Consider the following 17315-nt stretch of genomic DNA (forward strand, 5'->3'; position numbering starts at 1 on the left):
CAGCATGGTCCACGGCGGCCCATACCCCGCCAGCACCAACTTTGGCGCCACCTCCGTCGGCACACTGTCCATCCGCCGCTGGCTCCGCCCCGTCTGCTACCAGAACATCCCAGAAGCACTCTTGCCCGAAACCTTCGGCTAGATCAGCGCACGGCAGGCTTTTGCGGCTGTTTGTACGATTTGGTCACGGGCAATGTGGCGGCCTTGCTGCACCAGATGCACCCCGTTCGCCCAGACATCGGTAACGCCAAGGTCGCGGCCAAAGATCCAGCGATCAAGCAGGCGGTCATCGGCCATGTCCAGCATCATGCTGTCTTGCAAGGCGACCAGATCTGCGGGCGCGCCGGTGGATATTTGTGGCAGTGGCGCACCAAGCGCCTGCGCCCCGCCCGACGCAGCGGCGTGAAACAACCGCGCGCCGGTAGACCCGTGATCGGCGCAGACATTGCGGGCGCGCAGGCCAAGGCGCTGGGAATACTCCAGCATCCGGACTTCTCCCGCCGCCGTGATCTCGACATTGCTGTCGGTACCAAGGCCGATACGCCCGCCTGCCGCCAAAAAGTCCTGTGCCGGAAAGATCCCATCGCCCAGATTGGCCTCGGTGATCGGGCACAGACCGACAACAGCGCGGCTGGCGGCGATGCCCTGCACCTCTGCCCCGGTCAGATGGGTGGCGTGGATCAGGCACCAGTCCGGCCCGACGGGTGCCTCTGACAGCAAGTATTCGACAGGGCGCTGGCCGCTGTGGGCAAGGCAATCTTCGACCTCTTTCACCTGCTCGGAGATGTGTATGTGCAGCGGGCGATTGGCAAATCCGCTGGCAAGCGTGGTGATGTCTGCCATTGTGGCTGCCCGCAACGAATGGGGGGCAAGGCCCACCCGGTCTTGTGGGCGGGCCAGCTCATCGCTGGCCTCGATCAGCCGGGCAAAGGCATCAAGTCCGTGCAAGAACCGCCGCTGCCCCTGGCCCACCGACTGTGGTCCAAAGCCGCCATGGGCATAGAACACCGGCAGATGCGTCAGCGCGATGCCTGTCTCGCTCGCGGCGGCAAAGATTCGCTCTGACATTTCGGCCGGATTGTCATACGGGCGGCCATCGTGCGCGTGGTGCAGATAGTGAAACTCGCCCACGCGGGTATAGCCTGATTCCAGCATTTCGATATAGGCAAGCGCGGCAATGGCTTGCATCGCCTCTGGTGTCAGGGTCAGGGCAAAGCGATACATCGTCTCGCGCCATGTCCAGAAGCTGTCGGCACTGGGCCCGCGCTGTTCGGTCAGGCCGGAAAACCCGCGCTGAAACGCATGGCTATGCAGGTTGGGCAGGCCGGGAATCACGATCTCGGCCCGGTGGTCGCCAGGCTGCGGGGGCGCGCTTTGGGTGACGCTGGCGATCTGGCCCGAAGCCAGTGTCAGCCGAACATTGCGCGCCCAACCATCGGGTAAAAGGGCCGTTTTTGCATGAAGCGACATGGAGGGCGTTCCTTTGGCAAAGGGGCTATGCAGGTGGCTTATATTATGTATATACTTAATCAATAAGTAAAGGAAGCAGAACCTTTGCCGGATCAGGAGGCCGCGATGCTTGCAACGCTTTGGACCAATGCGCGGGTTGTCACTGCGGACGCTGCCATCGACCGTGCGCCGAATGCAGGCACGCTGGAGGTGTTGACCCAAGGGGGGCGGATCATAGCTGTTGGGCCTGCGCTATCGCGTGAGGGTTGCCGGGTCGTCGATTGCGGCGGGCGGTTGCTGACGCCCGCGCCGGTGGATTGCCACACGCATATCGTCTTTGGTGGCGACCGGGCCAATGAGTTTGAGCAGCGGCTGGAAGGTGTGCCCTATGCGCAGATCGCGCAGACAGGCGGTGGGATCAAGGCCAGCATGCGCGCCACGCGTGACATGAGCCTAGAGGCACTGGTGGCCGCCAGCCTGGCTCGGCTGGATCATCTGCTGTCCGAGGGCGTGTCGACGGTTGAGGTGAAGTCGGGCTATGGCCTGTCGGTCAAGGCAGAGCTGACCATGCTGCGCGCGGCGCGGGCGTTGGCGCAGGTGCGGGGGGTGCGGATCGTCACCACCTGGCTGGCCGCCCATGCCCTGCCGCCCGAGTATGAGGGCCGCCCCGACGCCTATATCGCCGAAGTTGCGATTGCCGGGCTGGAAGCCGCCCATGCCGAGGGCCTTGTCGATGCGGTGGACAGTTTTTGTGAGGGCATCGCCTTTACCACCGCGCAACTGGCCCCGCTTTATAATCGGGCGGCTGCGCTGGGTTTGCCTGTGAAAATCCATGCCGAGCAGTTGTCGCACATGGGCGGCACCGCCTTTGCTTGCGGTTATGGCGCGGTGTCGGCGGATCATCTGGAGTATGCGACCGAGGCGGATGCTCAGGCCATGGCTGCATCCGGTACGGTGGCGGTGCTGTTGCCGGGCGCATTTTACATGTTGCGCGAAACCGTGCTGCCCCCCGTTGCGGCCTTTCGGGCGGCTGGCGTGCCGATGGCGCTGGCCACCGATTGCAACCCCGGCACGTCGCCGCTGACTTCGATCTTGCTGACCATGAACATGGGGGCCACGCTGTTTCGCCTGACCGTTCCCGAATGCTTGCTGGGGGTGACGGCGCATGCAGCGCGAGCGCTTGGCTTGCAGGATGAAACCGGGCGGATCGCCCCCGGATTATCTGCGGACATGGTGCTGTGGGATGTGCAAACCCCGGCGCAACTGGTGGCGCGGATCGGGTTCAACCCGTTGCATGCGCGCATTTTCAAAGGAGAGGTGGTCGCATGACCGAGATGATCCTGACCCCCGGTGCAGTGCCGCTGTCCACGTTGCGCAGCCTGTATTGGCAGGGCGGCACGCCGCGTCTGACGCCAGATTGCGCGCCCGCCGTGGCGTGGGCAGCCGCGCGGATTGCTGAAGTCGCGGCAGGCGATGCGGCGGTTTACGGGGTGAACACCGGCTTTGGCAAACTCGCCTCGATCCGTATTGCGGCAGGCGACGTGGCGCAGTTGCAAAGGAACCTGATCCTGTCGCATTGCTGTGGCGTCGGCGCGCCGCTTGATCTTGCCGTGGTGCGGATGATCCTGACGCTGAAGCTGATGTCGCTGGGGCGCGGGGCGTCTGGCACGCGGCCTGAAGTGGTGGCGCTGTTGGAGGGGATGCTGGCCAAAGACGTCTTGCCGGTGATCCCCGAAAAGGGGTCGGTTGGCGCGTCGGGCGATCTTGCCCCACTCGCCCATATGGCGGCAGTGATGATCGGCGAGGGCGAGGCGTTTGTGAATGGCGACCGCTTGCCGGGTGCAGAGGCGTTGCGCCGTGTTGGCCTAACACCTGTTGTGCTTGCCGCCAAAGAGGGGCTGGCGTTGATCAATGGCACGCAGGTTTCAACCGCATTGGCGCTGGCGGGCCTGTTCCGGGCGGAACGTGCGCTCAGGGCTGCGATTGTGACCGGGGCTATGTCGACCGATGCGGCCATGGGATCAACCGCACCATTTGCGGCAGAGATTCACACCCTGCGCGGGCATCAGGGGCAGATCGACGTGGCGGCCTCCTTGCGCGATCTGCTGGCGGGCAGCCAGATCCGTGACAGCCATGTCGCCGGCGATGAACGTGTGCAAGACCCCTATTGCATCCGCTGCCATCCGCAGGTGTCAGGGGCAGCGCTGGATATCTTGCGTCAGGTGGCACGCACGCTGGAAACTGAGGCGAATGCCGCAACCGACAACCCGCTGGTGCTGTCGGATGGGTCTGTAGTGTCGGGGGGCAACTTCCATGCCGAACCTGTGGCCTTTGCCGCCGATATTGTGGCGCTTGCGGTGGCAGAAATCGGCGCGATTGCACAGCGGCGGATTGCGCTTTTGGTGGATCCGGCGCTGAACTTCGGCCTGCCGGGGTTTCTGACGCCAAAGCCGGGGTTGAATTCCGGGCTGATGATTGCCGAGGTAACTTCGGCGGCGTTGATGAGCGAAAACAAGATGCTGGCGCATCCGGCTTCGGTCGATTCCACCCCTACATCAGCCAATCAGGAAGACCACGTCTCGATGGCTTGTCATGGGGCGCGGCGTTTGCTGGCCATGACGCAGAACCTGTTCTGGATTATCGGGGTTGAGGCGATGGTGGCGGCCCAAGGTGTTGCTTTGCGAGGCCCGCTTACCACCTCACCCGCGTTGCAATCCGCGATTGCCGCCATCCGCGCCCGTATTCCGGCGCTGGAGGCTGATCGGTTCATGGGGGACGATATGGAGGCCGCGGGCGATCTGGTGGCATCGGGCGCGCTGGAAGCGGCGGGGCCCGACTTGCTGCCATGGGTGGCGTGATGACGCCCGTCCAGGTGCATCAGGGCGATGGCCCGCTGATCCTTGCCTTTCCGCATGTCGGCACCGATCTGCCGCCAGAGGTGGCAGCAAAGCTGAACACCGAAGGCCGCCTCCTGCGCGATACCGATTGGCACATTCAGCACCTTTATGCGGGGCTGATCCCCGGCCTGACCACCGTTACTGCCACCCAGTCGCGCTATGTGATCGACCTGAACCGCGACCCATCGGGCGCAAGCCTGTATCCCGGTCAGACCACAACAGGGCTGATCCCCGACACGACCTTTGACAACGTGCCGATCTGGGAACAACTGCCCACCGCGCCGGATGTGGCGCAGTGGCTGGGTGAAGTGCATCGCCCCTATCACGCGGCCCTGGCCGCCGAGATTGACCGCGTACGCACCCGGCATGGGGTGGCGGTGCTGTATGATTGCCACTCGATCCGGTCGGGAATCCCGTGGCTGTTCCCCGCAACCTTGCCCGAGTTGAACATCGGCACCAATGGTGGCACCACCTGTGCCGCAGCGCTGGAACATGCGGTTGCGCAGATCGCCGCCGCCTCCGGTCATTCTTGGGTGCTGAACGGGCGGTTCAAGGGCGGCTGGACCACGCGCCACTATGGGCGGCCCGAAACGGGCGTCCATGCCATCCAGATGGAACTGTCGCAGATCAGCCATCTGATGGCCGAAGCCCCCCTTTTTGCGCTGGACCCCGACCGCAGCACCCATCTGCGCAAAACCCTGACCGAAATTCTTGCCACGCTGGCCGATCTGGCCCCGCGTCTGGCCCGTGCCTGAGGAGAGACTCATGACCCGCCACAACACCCGCGACATCTACCCCGCCACAGGCACCGAGATCAGCTGCAAAAGCTGGCTGACCGAGGCTGCACTTCGGATGCTGATGAACAACCTGCACCCCGATGTGGCCGAAAACCCGCATGAGCTTGTGGTTTATGGCGGCATTGGCCGCGCCGCCCGGACTTGGGAGGATTTTGACCGGATCTGCGCCGCCCTGCGCGATCTGGAAGCGGATGAAACCCTGCTCGTGCAATCGGGCAAACCAGTGGGGATATTCCGCACCCACGCAGACGCGCCGCGTGTGTTGATCGCGAACTCCAACCTTGTGCCGCACTGGGCGACCTGGGATCATTTCCATGAACTGGATCGCAAGGGCCTGATGATGTATGGCCAGATGACGGCGGGAAGCTGGATCTATATCGGCACCCAAGGCATTGTGCAGGGTACTTTTGAGACCTTTGCCGAAGCGGGCCGCCAGCATTACGATGGCAACCTTAAGGGCCGCTGGATTCTGACGGCGGGCCTTGGTGGCATGGGCGGCGCGCAGCCCTTGGCGGCGGTGATGGCGGGGGCCTGCTGTCTGGCGGTGGAATGCGACGAGACACGCGCTGATTTCCGCATCCGCACCCGCTATTGCGACGCCAAGGCGCATACTCTGGACGAGGCGCTGGCGCTGATCGACACATGGACCAAGGCGGGCGAGGCAAAGTCAGTTGCCCTGATCGGCAACGCGGCAGACGTGTTCCCCGAGATCTACCGCCGCATGCAGGCGGGCGAGGCCATGCCGAACGGTCGCCCCGATATCGTGACCGACCAGACATCAGCGCATGACCCGCTTAACGGCTATCTGCCAAAGGGCTGGAGCGTGGCCGAATGGCAAGCCAAGCGTGAAACGGACCCCAAGACCGTGGAACGGGCCGCCCGCGCGTCGATGCGCGATCATGTGGCGGCAATGGTGGGGTTCTGGAACGCTGGGGTTCCAACATTGGACTACGGCAACAACATCCGGCAGGTGGCGCTCGAGGAGGGGCTGGAGAATGCCTTCGCCTTCCCCGGCTTTGTGCCCGCCTATATCCGCCCGTTGTTTTGCCGGGGCGTCGGCCCGTTCCGCTGGGTGGCGCTGTCTGGCGACCCCGAGGACATCTACAAAACCGATGCCGCGATGAAGAAGCTGTTTCCTGACAACACCCACCTGCACACTTGGCTTGATATGGCGCGAGACCGCATTGCGTTTCAGGGCTTGCCCGCACGCATCTGCTGGATCGGGCTGGGGGAACGGCACCGCGCGGGGTTGATGCTGAACGAAATGGTCCGGTCAGGAGAGTTGAAAGCCCCGGTGGTGATCGGGCGTGATCATCTGGATTCGGGCTCGGTCGCAAGCCCGAACCGCGAGACAGAAGCAATGAAGGACGGCTCCGATGCCGTGTCCGACTGGCCACTGCTGAATGCGATGCTGAATGTGGCTGGGGGGGCGACATGGGTGTCGCTGCATCATGGCGGTGGCGTGGGGATGGGCTTTTCGCAGCACTCCGGGGTGGTCATCGTGGCCGATGGCACCGATGAGGCGGCAAAACGGCTGGAGCGGGTGCTGTGGAACGACCCCGCAACAGGCGTGATGCGCCACGCTGATGCGGGTTACGACATCGCGAGGGATTGCGCCAATGCGAACGGCCTGCGCCTGCCGGCCATTCTGTGACAGGGATCTACCCCGCCGCCACCCGCGTCTTTCGCCCGTGGAAGAATGGTGGCGGCACCACGGCAGAAATCCTGTGCTGGCCGCCGGGTGCAGGGTTTGATGACTTTACCCTGCGCCTGTCCACCGCGCGGGTAGAGTCCTCTGGGGCCTTTTCCACATTTCCGGGGGTGGACAGGGTGCTGACTGTGATCGAAGGCGGAGCAATGGTGCTGCATCTTGGCGGTGAGACTCATGCGCTTTTCCCGCTTGTGCCCTTTGCCTTCGCGGGGGATGCGCCCTGCACGGCCACCGTTGATGCGCCGCTTCTGGATTTCAACGTGATGACCCGCCGCCCGCTTCAGGCGCGTGTCACCTTTGGCCCACTGGAGCCACTGGCCCGCTTTGCCCTGCTTCTTACCCCAGTGGCCGGGCTGGATCTGCTGGATCTGCTGGATCTGCGCCGGACACAGGACGCGCTGCTCGGCGCGGTTTCAGGTGCATCCGCCATCTCCATTCATCTGCCGAACGCCTGACATCGGCGCAGACAGTCGAGTATTTAGGCCAAGATGAATGGAAAGCGGCTTCATCTTGGTTCAAATACTCAAATTCTACCGCTCGTCCGGGGTGAAACGGCTGACCAGTTCGTGCCGTGTTCCGGGGTAGGTCTGTGTGACCAGCGTCACCCATTGGCCTGCCGCCTCAGTCCGACGGGTCACGTCAAGGCAAGCCTCGCCGGGGGACAGCGCAAGAGCGCGTGCGATGGCAGGCGTGGCGTTGATTGCGCGGATGCGGTGTTCGGCCGAGGTCCAGGGGATCTCGCGCAGCAGCCATTGGCCGGGAGCGAGGCTGCGGAAATCCTGTGACAGCGCGCCGGGGGCGGCTGCTGGGTTAATGATGCGCGCCTCGTGGCAGAACGGTTGCTCGCCGGCAAAATGCACGCCTTGCAGGGCCAGAACGGGCGCAGGATCTGTGATGCGGGCACTGATGCATTCAGCGGCCAGGGGCGCGCGCAGATCGCGCACCGTCAATGCAAAGCGCCATGGCAGGCCAAGGGCCTTCACCTCGGCCTCGATATCAGTGATGGCCATCACCGCCGCCTGCGCCATCGGCTGTGCGACAAAGGTGCCAAGTTTCTTGCGCCGGAGCAGGTAGCCTTCACGTGTCAGTTGGGCCAGCACCTTGTTCATCGTCATCCGCGAAACACCGTGCTGTTCAGCCAGCACGGTTTCAAACGGCAGCTGAAAGCCGGGCGGCCAGTCGCCCCCGGTGATCTTGTCGCGCAGATCCGCAAGGATGCGGTCGTGATGCGTGGTGCGGCTGTCCACAAGGCCCCCTGTCCTGATCCGGCCGCAGCCTAGACAAGCGGGCGGGGCGGAACAAGCGCAACGTCAGGGCATCTTGCTGGCGATATAGGTGGCGAATTCAAAATTCGGGCGCTCCAGATGGCTGAGCGCGCCGGGCGACGACATATTGGCGCAAAGGCCGCGATACACCCGTTCCACACAGCCCTTGTCTTCGACATTCACATCATCGAGCAGCGCCTTTAGGGCCGCAAAATGCGCGGGCGCCTGCGGGTCGGCGGCCCAGTCGGGCGCCAGTCCGCCACCAAACAGCACGTGCACGCTGCCAGGCCCGTCGGGGGTAAGGCAGAGATACCAGAAATACCCCGGCGTCAGCGTGATCAGCAGGGCAGGGTAGATCGACAAAAGCCATGTGAGGCGTCGTTCATCGCCTTGCAATGTGGTGTTGGACGGATGGGCGAGGGTCAGCGGCAGCGAGTCATTCTTGACGATGTAGTGGTAATTAAAAGCGGGAAATCCCTCGGGGCAAGTCATTTTCAACAGGTCCACCGTGCCGCCGATTGTGCCTTCATGGCAGACCGGCAGGTGGTAGCTTTCCATGAAATTCTCGGCCAGCACCTTCCAATTGGTGTTCCAGTGGAACTCTTCGCGAAAGGCCTCCACGTAATGTCCCATATCCAGATAGCCGACCAAATTCTCAACATCGCGCAGTGCTTCATTTGGCGGGGGCGCATCGGGGTTCAGGGTGACCATGATCCAGCCGAGCCAGTTTTCGACACGCACTTTCGGCAGGGCGATCTGGTCTTTGCAGAACGTTTCATTCAGCGTCATCGCGGGCGCGCCGCGCAGGGTGCCGTCAAGGTTATAGGTCCAGGCGTGGTAGGGGCAGACGATGGCGCGGGTGTTGCCGCGCCCCTCTAGCAGGGTGCTCATCCGGTGGCGGCAGACGTTGGATAGGCCGCGCAGGGTGCCTTCGCGGTCGCGCAAGATGATGATGGGCTCGCCCGAGATTTCCATGGTCAGGTAATCGCCGGGGTTGGGCAGGGCATCGGCGCGCCCGGCACATAGCCATTCGCGTGCAAAGATATGCTGCTGTTCCAATGCGGCAAACTCGGGCGAGGTGTAGACCGATTTCGGCATCGCCTTGGCGCGCTCAAATGGCTGCGCGACATTGGCGCGCAATTCGGCCAGCGGGGTCAGGCTCGGGTCGTGCTGGGTCATCTGACACCTCTGTCTGTCGAAGGGTTCGCGTCAAAGCATGCGCAGGGATTGCGCGCCGGGCAAGAGCGCTGTTGCCCGGCAGCGGGGCTTTGCTGTGGTTTTCCGGCAAGTGCCCGTTGGTCAGGCATCAACGGGAGCGCGCGCGGCGATGATGCCCGCCAGCCGTTCGGCGTCGCGCCACGCGCCCCAGATAAAGGCCGATCCCCGACAGGACAGCCATGGCAGGCCGACAAAATAGAGGCCGGGCACCGTTGACACGCCTTCGCTATGGACCGGGCGGCCTTTTTCATCAAAGGCGTCGGCTTTGATCCAGCCGAAATCCATCGCAAACCCAGTGGCCCAGATGATGCTGGTAATCTCATGGTTGTGCAGGTTGAGCGACAACACCGGGTCTGTCACGCAACCGGGCAGCGGCGCGAACTGGCGAGCCTCGGGGTCTGTGGGCAGGTCAAGCGCATGGGCGGTGGCATAGGCGTCGGCCTCGTCCAGCACGGAAAGGTAATTGGCGTCGCCTTGGGCGATGTTGTGGGCGAGGTCTTCATTCAGTACCATGGCCCCGTCAGCAAAGCCGTTGGCGCGGCCCAAAAGGACCACGCCTTGCGCGGCCAGCCGCCGGAAATCCATTGTCTGCCCGCCATAGGCACCGCTGACCGCGATGGTGATATGTTCCGTCCCCGGTTCCTTGGCGCGTGCATCCCATTTGCCCAGCTTGCCCAGCCACCAGACAAAATCCTGCCCTCGGTAGCGACGCGGCGGGCGGTCGTGCGGGCCGATCGACAGATAGACCTGTCGGCCTGCGCGCTGCAATTCCTCGGCTATCTGCGCACCCGACGACCCGGCACCCACCACCAACACAGCGCCTTTGGGCAGTTGGTCGGGGTTCTTGTAGGCGTTGGAGTGAAGCTGGGTCAGGCTCTCGGTGACCGGAACCAAATCGGGGATCAGGGGCTTTTGAAACGGTCCGGTGGCCACGACAACGCGGGCGGCCTCTATCACTCCCGACGAGGTTTCGGCGCGAAATCCTCCATTGGGCAACGGGTGCAGAGCCGTCACCTCTACCCCGCAGCGGATTGGCGCGTTGATCTTCTTGGCGAAGGTTTCAAAGTAGCTTGCGATCCGTTCCTTGCCGGGAAAGGCATCGGGAGCGATGTCTTCAAACAGCTGACTGGGAAAGCGGTCGTGCCAGGCAGGGCCGTTGGCAACCAGCGAATCCCACCGCTCTGACCGCCAGCGTTCGGCGATCCGGGCGCGTTCCAGCACCAGATGGGCGACGCCGTGCTGTGTCAGATGGGCGCTGGTGGCAAGCCCGGCCTGACCGCCGCCGATCACCAATGTGTCGATATTTTCCGGGCTCATCTGGGGCGTCCTTTCGGTCTTGGGGCGGGTTGAGCCAAGTGTAATCCGCGCCTTGCTTTGGGAAAACGATGATCTGGTTCAGCTTTGCTAAGGCTGCGCCTAAGCCGGGCCAGGGTCTATCGCCGGACGCAGGCTGCGCACCTTTTCGGGGGTCAACTGATCACGGCAATGGGCAACAAAGGCCCGCATGGTTAGTGACGATTGCGCCCCTTCGGTCAGTATCAGGCCCAGTTGCATCGGGCGCACGGCCCCTGTCAGCGGCACAAAACGCAGCGGCTGGCCATCGGGCGAGCGGTCAGACCACGGGCGGATATTGGCGATGGAATACCCAAAGCCTTGCCCCACAAGGCTTTGCATCACGCCAATGTCACGGGTGCGCTCGACGATGCGTGGCTTTAGTCCGGCGGCGTGAAAACAGGACAGGAAGTAATTGGCCGACAGCGGCAGATCGAGCAGCACCATCGGATGGGGGGCCAGATCCTGTGGCGTAACGGTATCTTGGCCGGCCAGCGGGTGCGAAACCGCCAGCACCGCATAGGGGGTCAGGCTGACCAGCGGAACAAACTCCAGATCTGCGGGGATATCCAGATCATAGCCAAGGGCGGCGTCCAGTGTGGCCTTGCGTAGGCGATCATACAGGTCAGGTTGGTCGCCCTCGGACTGGTGGAATTCTACCTGAGGGTGCAGGTCGGTAAAGCTGCGGCGCAGTTGGGGCAGGATAACTTGCGCAAATGTAATCAACCCGCCGACATGCAGCCGCCCCTGCACGGTCTGAGTGATGCTGCCCGCCAGATCAGTCAAGTGCCCGGCCATGGCCAGAACCTGCCGGGCGTGGTCACAGACCTGACGGCCCGCGCCGGTCAGCGACAGTCCCTGCGCGTGACGACGCACAAAGAGTTGCAGACCAAATTCCTGTTCCAGATGCGCAATGGCGGCAGAGATTGAGGGGGACGACACGTTGACCCGTTCTGCCGCGACGGTGATTGAGCCGCTTTCCCCTACGGCGACGAGGTACTCCAACTGCCGAAGGGTGAAGCGCAGGGGCATCTGGGGCTTTCAGGGGTTGGTGTTGGTTGGGCTATTCATCGCCGGGCACGCCATAACTTGGGGCTTGAGTCGGGTCAGTGGCGCGCTGGACATAGGCCAGCATTTGCGGGCGGTAGACATCCCAGGCGGTGCGCAGCATGCCGATTGGGTCGTCGGCCCAGTCGATGCGCAGATCTGCCAAGGGCCAAGACAGGCGGTCGGCCAGTTTCAACCCGGCGGAATGGACCGGGCCTGCCTCACCCCCCGCGGAAAGACCGGCCTCCAGCGCGGCCATCAACCTGTCACCCAGATGGCCGGTGGTGGTGGCCAATGCGGTGACCATTGCCGCGGGTACACCATCATTGGCCAGCAGATTGCCACCCGCTGCGCAATCCAGCCCCGCAGCCTCGGCCCAGATGCCAAGAACCTGTTGGCCGGAATGAATGGCGGTGCGGCCCATCGCATCCACGGCAAGCAACTGGCGATAGTCGATATGCGCCCGGTCTTTGGTCATCTGAGCCAAAGCATCGGGCGCGGGCAGACCCGTTTGCATCAGGTCCAGCAGCAGCGGGCCAAGCGCGGGGTCGGTAACGTTCTGGCTGGCCACAGCCCCCACCCCAGCCCGCACATGCGCACAGCGCGCGGCGACGGCGGGCGAGGACGAGGCAATCACCATGCCAAACTGGCCAGTGCGCGCACAGCGGGCGATCAGCGAGAATGTCACGCCCCTAGTCCGGGATAACGGCTGTGCCGTCGATTTCCACCAGCCAGTCAGGCCGGGCGAGTGCGGTGACAACCACCCCGGTAGACACCGGATGCACGTCTTTGATGTATTCGCCCATGGTGCGATAGACCGCTTCACGGTGGCGCACATCGGTCAGATAGACCACCACCTTGCACAAATGTTCCATGCTGCCGCCAACTTCTTCCAGCAACTGGCGGATGTTCTGCATCACCTTATGGGTTTGCTCCACCGGATCATGGCTGTTGATATTCTGTGCAGTATCAAGATCTTGTGGGCATTGACCGCGCAAAAATACCATGCGGCCACGGGCCACCACGGCCTGCGCCAGATCATTATCAAGCTTTTGTTCGGGATAGGTGTCTTTGGTGTTGAATTTTCGGTGGCGTGTATGGGCCATGGGACGGTTCCTTTGACCGGCGGGAAGAAGGCCGGACCCCTGCTGTCAAATGTCTGCGCCAAGATGCACTGCGATAGACCAAAGCCCAAGCATTGCATTCCTTGGCATTGCTTAGGCACAACCTAATCAATGGCGGGGTCTGATGCCAAACAAAATCGCGCCAAGGCCGCGTCCAGCGCGGTGTCGCAAACGGCAAGCTGACTGGCTTCGATATACTCATCCGGGCGGTGGCCCTGGGCCATGTCGCCGGGTCCGCACACGACCACAGGCACGCCGAGCGATCGCGCGAACAGGCCCGCCTCGGTGCCATAACTCAGCTTGCAGGCTGCGGTGCCGGGGGGAAGACAGGCGGCGAAGGCATCGACCGCCGCACCATGTGGCGTTGACAGGCCGGGATATCCGCCAGTTTCTGTGACGGTCAGTGCAGCGGTGGGAAAGCGGGTACGATGGGGCGCCGCAAGCTGGTCGGCCAGATCGCGCAGGCGGCTGGTCAGCGCTGCGGGATCATCCGCCGCCAAAAGCCGCAACTCCATCAACAGCTCGGCGCTGTCGGGCACCAGATTAACCACCGTGCCCCCAATCAGGCGGCCGACATGCACAGTTGCGTAGGGGACGGAATAGCCCTGCTCGGACGGGCCATGCGCGGCAAGCTCATCTTGCAGCGTGCGCATCGCGGCCATGAAATCCCCTGCCAGATGCAGAGCGTTCAATGCCAGCGGCGCCTCGGACGAATGCCGCGCTTCGCCCTTTGCGGTGACGGTGAACGCCAGCTTGCCCTTGTGGCCAAGGCCAAGCCGCATAGAGGTTGGTTCACCCACCACCACCAGATCTGGCCGGATGTTCCGCCCGGCAACGGCGGCGAGCAGCGGGCGCACACCGATGCAGCCCACTTCCTCATCATATGAAATAGCCAGCCACAGCGGGCGCGAAAGCACAGGCGCGCGGGCGGCGAGTGCCAGCATGGCGGCCACAAAGCCCTTCATGTCGGTTGTGCCGCGCCCAAACAGGCGACCTCCCCGGCGAGTCAACTCAAACGGTGGCACGGTCCAGTCCTGTCCGGCGGCTGGCACGACATCGACATGGCCCGACAGCATCAGCCCACCCGGCACATCGGGGCCAAGCCGCGCCAAAAGAGCCGCCTTTTGTCCGCTTTGGTCGGGAAAGCGGATGCAGTCGGCACCAACCGCAGTCAACGCCTGTTCAAGCTCGTCGATCAGGGACAGGTTGCTGTCTGCACTGACGGTGGGATGGGCAATCAGACGGCCCAGCCAATGTTCGGTCGGTGTCATGTCATCCCCCTTTGCGAGCAGTCTTTATGATGAAGGGCGCAAGGGCAATGGGGCAGGTGGTGTCATTCTGCCTGATAGGTGATGCGCCCGCCACAGATGGTCAGCGCAATGGCGGTCGCCCCAAGCGCATCGGGGGCTGTTGCCTCAAGATCGCCGTCGATCATGACCACATCTGCCGCCATTCCGGGGGCGAGCCGCCCGGTCAGCGCGTCGCGATGCGCGGCCCATGCCCCGCCTGCGGTATAGGCGTGCAACGTCGCCATCAGCCCCACCCGTTCATCGGCGCAGCCATCATAGGGTTGCCGTGTCAGCGCCGCCTGCAGCCCGCGCATCACAGAGACATCGGTCACAGGCCAGTCGCTGGCAAAGGCCAAAGGCGCACCATGGTCGGCAAGGGTTTTCCACAGATAGGCGTCCTTCCACCGTGCCTGACCGATACGCTCCAGCGTCGGCATCAGCGGAAAATCCATAGCCCCCGGTGGGTGCGGTGGTTGCAGGCTGGCAGTGATCCCAAGCGTGCCAAGCCTGGGGATGTCGGTGGGGGCAATCAACTCGATATGCTCAATCCGGTGGCGGCTGTCGCGACGGCCATTGGCCGCTTGCGCCGCCGCATAGCCATCAATGGTGCAACGCACCGCGCCATCGCCGATGGCATGCACGGCAATCTGCAAGCCGCGCCGGTCGATCTCGGTCGCAATCTCTTTGAAACGATCCGGCGCGAACAACGGCTCTGACCTGTGGCCCGGCTGATCGGGATAGTCGTTGACCATAAAGGCGGTGCGGCTGTCGACCACGCCATCCATGAACATCTTGACGAACCCGCATTGCAACCAGTCATCGTTGAAATCGCGTGTCATCGCCTCGGCCCGGTCCAACTCTGACAGGTCCATATGTGGCTTGAAATGGAACGGCACCTTGACGCGTGCGGTCAACTGCCCCTCGGCCTGCATCTCGCGCAACAGCTCCAGCGTGTAGCGGTTGCCGTCCATGTTCACCATGCTGGTGACGCCCTGCGCGGCGCAGTGGCGCAGCCCGGCCGCGATCTTGGCCTTGTCGATGGCGCGCTCTGCTGCGTCGGGCCAAGGCGACGGCTCCTCTCCCGTCGCAATCCCAAGGTTCAGCCGCGCCTCGCCGCCCAAAGCGATGACCGGGGCAAACGCCTCAAACTCGCGCAATTCCCCGGTGGCAGTCCCATCCGAACCCATCACCACCTCATGCCCATGCGGGGTGTCCAACCCGTGCAGGATGCCAGCTACGCGCAAAGCCGCCGTGTTGGCCCAGACGGTGTGATGATCATGCGCTGTCATCGCGATGGGGCGGTCTGGCACAATCGCGTCCAGATCGTGCCGGGTGACCGGGTGATCCAGCATGGCGTAATCCGCGCCTTGTGCCATCAGCAACGGGCGGTCGGGGTGTCTTTCACCAAACCTTTGGAACGCGTCGCGCAGTGCCTCCATTCCATGCAGGCCCGAGACATGCAGATGCCCAAGCTCTGCCCCGCCCAGCACCAGATGCAGATGGCTTTCGACAAAACCCGGCAGCACCGTGCGGCCCTTTGCGTCAATAACCTGCGTGTCAGGCCCGGCCAGCGCCTCTATCTGCGCCTGTGTGCCGACAGCAAGGATAAGTCCGCCCGCAAGCGCCAAGGCTTCGGCGCGCGGATGTCCTGTGTCCATCGTCAAGACACGGGCGTTGGTCAGGATCAGATCGGCAGTCATGTCAGGCTCCGGTGTTCGGCGGGCATCGGCCCGGCCAGTCGGTTGCAAGGTGATAGGCGTGACCCATGGCCAATATGGCGGCATCCGCGCCAACCGGCCCGGCAATCTGCATCCCCATCGGCAAGCCGTTCGGGCCAAAGCCCACAGGCACAGAAAGTGCGGGCAGGCCGATCAGGCTGACAGGGATCACCACCTCCATCCAGCGGTGATAAGTGTCCATCGGATGGCCGTTGATGTCTTGCGGCCAGCGCCAGCCAACCGGGAATGGCCAGACCTGCGCCGTTGGCAGGACAACCACATCAAACCGGGTGAACAGCCGCGCCATATGGGCGTAATAGCGGCTGCGGATGGTCGAGGCCGCATAAACCGCCTGCGCGCTCAGGCCTTGACCCTGCTCGATTTCCCACACGGTTTCCGGCTTCAGTTGCGCCCGTTTGGCGGGGTCGTCATATAGTTGTCTCATCCGCCCGGCGTTCAGCATGGCGCGCAGCGTGGTCCATGCCTGCCACAACTGTTCAGCCGGAAAGGGCGGTGCAATGGCTTCCACCAGCGCGCCCTGATCGGTGAACACCTGTAAAGCCACCTCGCACAGCGGCAGAATCCCCGGTTCCATCGCATAGGCCCCGCCCCAGTCGGCCAGCCATGCAACGCGCTTGCCTTTTAGGCTGGCGTCCGCCAGCCCTGCGGCGAAGTCTTGCGCGGGCAGGGCAAAGGGAACCTGCGGGTTCGGCCCGGCCTGCACCTGCAACAGCCGCGCCACATCTTCAATGGTGCGGCCCATCGGCCCTTCGGTCGCCAGCGTTGCCAGAAATGTGTCACCCTCGGCATCGGCAGGCACCAGCCCCCAGCTTGGACGAAAGCCGTAAACATTGCAAAACCCTGCCGGGTTGCGCAGCGATCCCATCATGTCGCTGCCATCGGCAACCGGCACCATGCGCGAGGCCAAAGCTGCCGCAGCGCCCCCCGAAGACCCGCCCGCCGTGCGCGTCAGGTCATAGGGGTTGCGGGTCGCGCCAAAGACCGGGTTGAAGGAATGGCTGCCATGTCCCCACTCCGGGGTATTGGTCTTGCCAATGAAAATCGCACCCGCCCGCCGCATCCGGGCTGCCAGCAGATCATCCGCCTCCGGCACATTGTTGGCAAAAAGTGGGCTGCCCCATGAGGTGCGTAGCCCCTTTGTTGCGCACAGATCCTTGACTGCCATTGGCAAGCCATGCAGCCAACCCATGCCCGGCGCGTCATCCGCTGCCCGTGCCTCATCCATCAGAACATCGCCATCACGCAACGATACCACGGCATTGACTGCTGGGTTCAGTTCCGCAATCCGTGCCAGATACGCTGTCATTACCTCTGACGGGGCCAAGTCTCGCGCCGCAATCATCCGTGACAGATCGCTTGCCGAGTGCTCCCAAAGCTCCATGCCGCATTCACCTTGGAAAAAATACTTTCTGGGGGTGTGGGGGGCAGATAGCCCCCCACCGTTTTG

15 protein-coding genes are annotated in these 17315 nt (G+C 63.4%); 5 read left to right on the forward strand and 10 right to left on the reverse strand.

Annotation, left to right across the window (positions count from 1 at the left end; all coding sequences use genetic code 11):
- Positions 1 to 138: 138 nt before the first annotated feature.
- Positions 139 to 1470, reverse strand: coding sequence for a formimidoylglutamate deiminase (locus tag Q8K08_RS16530; RefSeq protein ID WP_304801141.1), 1332 nt, complete (start codon positions 1468 to 1470; stop codon positions 139 to 141).
- 105 nt (positions 1471 to 1575) lie between these two features.
- Between Q8K08_RS16530 and hutI the strand changes: the two genes are divergently transcribed.
- From hutI to Q8K08_RS16555, 5 genes are read left to right on the forward strand one after another with little or no spacing between them, the layout of a single operon-like run.
- Positions 1576 to 2778 (forward strand): imidazolonepropionase, encoded by a 1203-nt coding sequence (gene hutI, locus Q8K08_RS16535; RefSeq protein WP_370870559.1) that lies wholly within the window; start codon positions 1576 to 1578, stop codon positions 2776 to 2778.
- On the forward strand, positions 2775 to 4307 hold the full coding sequence (gene hutH / locus Q8K08_RS16540; RefSeq protein ID WP_305250820.1) for a histidine ammonia-lyase: 1533 nt from the start codon (positions 2775 to 2777) through the stop codon (positions 4305 to 4307). Before hutI ends, hutH begins: the two co-directional genes overlap by 4 nt.
- A complete protein-coding gene (hutG, locus tag Q8K08_RS16545; RefSeq protein WP_305250883.1) occupies positions 4307 to 5101 on the forward strand; it encodes an N-formylglutamate deformylase in 795 nt (264 codons plus the stop codon). The genes hutH and hutG overlap by 1 nt, the downstream gene beginning before the upstream one ends.
- Positions 5102 to 5111: 10 nt before the next feature.
- The gene (hutU, locus tag Q8K08_RS16550; RefSeq protein WP_305250821.1) at positions 5112 to 6797 is read left to right on the forward strand and encodes a urocanate hydratase; all 1686 of its coding nucleotides are present in this window, start codon (positions 5112 to 5114) and stop codon (positions 6795 to 6797) included.
- Positions 6794 to 7309, forward strand: coding sequence for a HutD family protein (locus Q8K08_RS16555; protein WP_304801132.1), 516 nt, complete (start codon positions 6794 to 6796; stop codon positions 7307 to 7309). The genes hutU and Q8K08_RS16555 overlap by 4 nt, the downstream gene beginning before the upstream one ends.
- 75 nt (positions 7310 to 7384) lie before the next feature.
- Here the strand turns inward: Q8K08_RS16555 and Q8K08_RS16560 are convergent, their stop codons facing one another.
- The 9 genes from Q8K08_RS16560 to Q8K08_RS16600 form a co-directional block, all read right to left on the reverse strand.
- Positions 7385 to 8101, reverse strand: coding sequence for a UTRA domain-containing protein (locus Q8K08_RS16560; protein WP_304801130.1), 717 nt, complete (start codon positions 8099 to 8101; stop codon positions 7385 to 7387).
- Between the two features lie 63 nt (positions 8102 to 8164).
- Complete coding sequence (locus Q8K08_RS16565; protein WP_304801127.1) at positions 8165 to 9298, reverse strand: aromatic ring-hydroxylating dioxygenase subunit alpha; 1134 nt, start codon at positions 9296 to 9298, stop codon at positions 8165 to 8167.
- Between the two features lie 120 nt (positions 9299 to 9418).
- Positions 9419 to 10654: an NAD(P)/FAD-dependent oxidoreductase gene (locus tag Q8K08_RS16570; RefSeq protein ID WP_304801125.1), complete on the reverse strand. Its 1236-nt coding sequence runs from the start codon at positions 10652 to 10654 to the stop codon at positions 9419 to 9421.
- A gap of 99 nt (positions 10655 to 10753) precedes the next feature.
- On the reverse strand, positions 10754 to 11701 hold the full coding sequence (locus Q8K08_RS16575; protein ID WP_305250823.1) for a LysR family transcriptional regulator: 948 nt from the start codon (positions 11699 to 11701) through the stop codon (positions 10754 to 10756).
- A 31-nt stretch (positions 11702 to 11732) separates the two neighbouring features.
- On the reverse strand, positions 11733 to 12404 hold the full coding sequence (locus tag Q8K08_RS16580) for a DUF1028 domain-containing protein (RefSeq protein WP_304801119.1): 672 nt from the start codon (positions 12402 to 12404) through the stop codon (positions 11733 to 11735).
- Between the two features lie 4 nt (positions 12405 to 12408).
- Positions 12409 to 12822 carry a RidA family protein gene (locus Q8K08_RS16585; protein WP_118155604.1) on the reverse strand — a complete coding sequence of 138 codons (414 nt, stop codon included), beginning with the start codon at positions 12820 to 12822 and terminating at the stop codon, positions 12409 to 12411.
- A gap of 122 nt (positions 12823 to 12944) precedes the next feature.
- Positions 12945 to 14111 carry an acetylornithine deacetylase gene (gene argE, locus Q8K08_RS16590; RefSeq protein ID WP_305250826.1) on the reverse strand — a complete coding sequence of 389 codons (1167 nt, stop codon included), beginning with the start codon at positions 14109 to 14111 and terminating at the stop codon, positions 12945 to 12947.
- A 62-nt stretch (positions 14112 to 14173) separates the two neighbouring features.
- Positions 14174 to 15829 (reverse strand): amidohydrolase, encoded by a 1656-nt coding sequence (locus Q8K08_RS16595; RefSeq protein ID WP_304801112.1) that lies wholly within the window; start codon positions 15827 to 15829, stop codon positions 14174 to 14176.
- Position 15830: 1 nt separating this feature from the next.
- Positions 15831 to 17249: an amidase gene (locus Q8K08_RS16600; RefSeq protein WP_305250828.1), complete on the reverse strand. Its 1419-nt coding sequence runs from the start codon at positions 17247 to 17249 to the stop codon at positions 15831 to 15833.
- Between the last annotated feature and the right edge of the window lie 66 nt (positions 17250 to 17315).

The sequence above is a fragment of the Pseudotabrizicola sp. genome (genome assembly GCF_030684215.1).
GTDB lineage: Bacteria > Pseudomonadota > Alphaproteobacteria > Rhodobacterales > Rhodobacteraceae > Pseudotabrizicola.

Excerpts from the sequence above, each read along its gene's own strand:
- Q8K08_RS16530 (WP_304801141.1), bottom strand. The coding sequence starts at position 1,470 with ATGTCGCTTCATGCAAAAACGGCCCTTTTACCCGATGGTTGGGCGCGC.
- hutI (WP_370870559.1), top strand. The coding sequence starts at position 1,576 with ATGCTTGCAACGCTTTGGACCAATGCGCGGGTTGTCACTGCGGACGCT.
- hutH (WP_305250820.1), top strand. The coding sequence starts at position 2,775 with ATGACCGAGATGATCCTGACCCCCGGTGCAGTGCCGCTGTCCACGTTG.
- hutG (WP_305250883.1), top strand. The coding sequence starts at position 4,307 with ATGACGCCCGTCCAGGTGCATCAGGGCGATGGCCCGCTGATCCTTGCC.
- hutU (WP_305250821.1), top strand. The coding sequence starts at position 5,112 with ATGACCCGCCACAACACCCGCGACATCTACCCCGCCACAGGCACCGAG.
- Q8K08_RS16565 (WP_304801127.1), bottom strand. The coding sequence starts at position 9,298 with ATGACCCAGCACGACCCGAGCCTGACCCCGCTGGCCGAATTGCGCGCC.
- Q8K08_RS16570 (WP_304801125.1), bottom strand. The coding sequence starts at position 10,654 with ATGAGCCCGGAAAATATCGACACATTGGTGATCGGCGGCGGTCAGGCC.
- Q8K08_RS16575 (WP_305250823.1), bottom strand. The coding sequence starts at position 11,701 with ATGCCCCTGCGCTTCACCCTTCGGCAGTTGGAGTACCTCGTCGCCGTA.
- Q8K08_RS16585 (WP_118155604.1), bottom strand. The coding sequence starts at position 12,822 with ATGGCCCATACACGCCACCGAAAATTCAACACCAAAGACACCTATCCC.
- argE (WP_305250826.1), bottom strand. The coding sequence starts at position 14,111 with ATGACACCGACCGAACATTGGCTGGGCCGTCTGATTGCCCATCCCACC.
- Q8K08_RS16595 (WP_304801112.1), bottom strand. The coding sequence starts at position 15,829 with ATGACTGCCGATCTGATCCTGACCAACGCCCGTGTCTTGACGATGGAC.
- Q8K08_RS16600 (WP_305250828.1), bottom strand. The coding sequence starts at position 17,249 with ATGGAGCTTTGGGAGCACTCGGCAAGCGATCTGTCACGGATGATTGCG.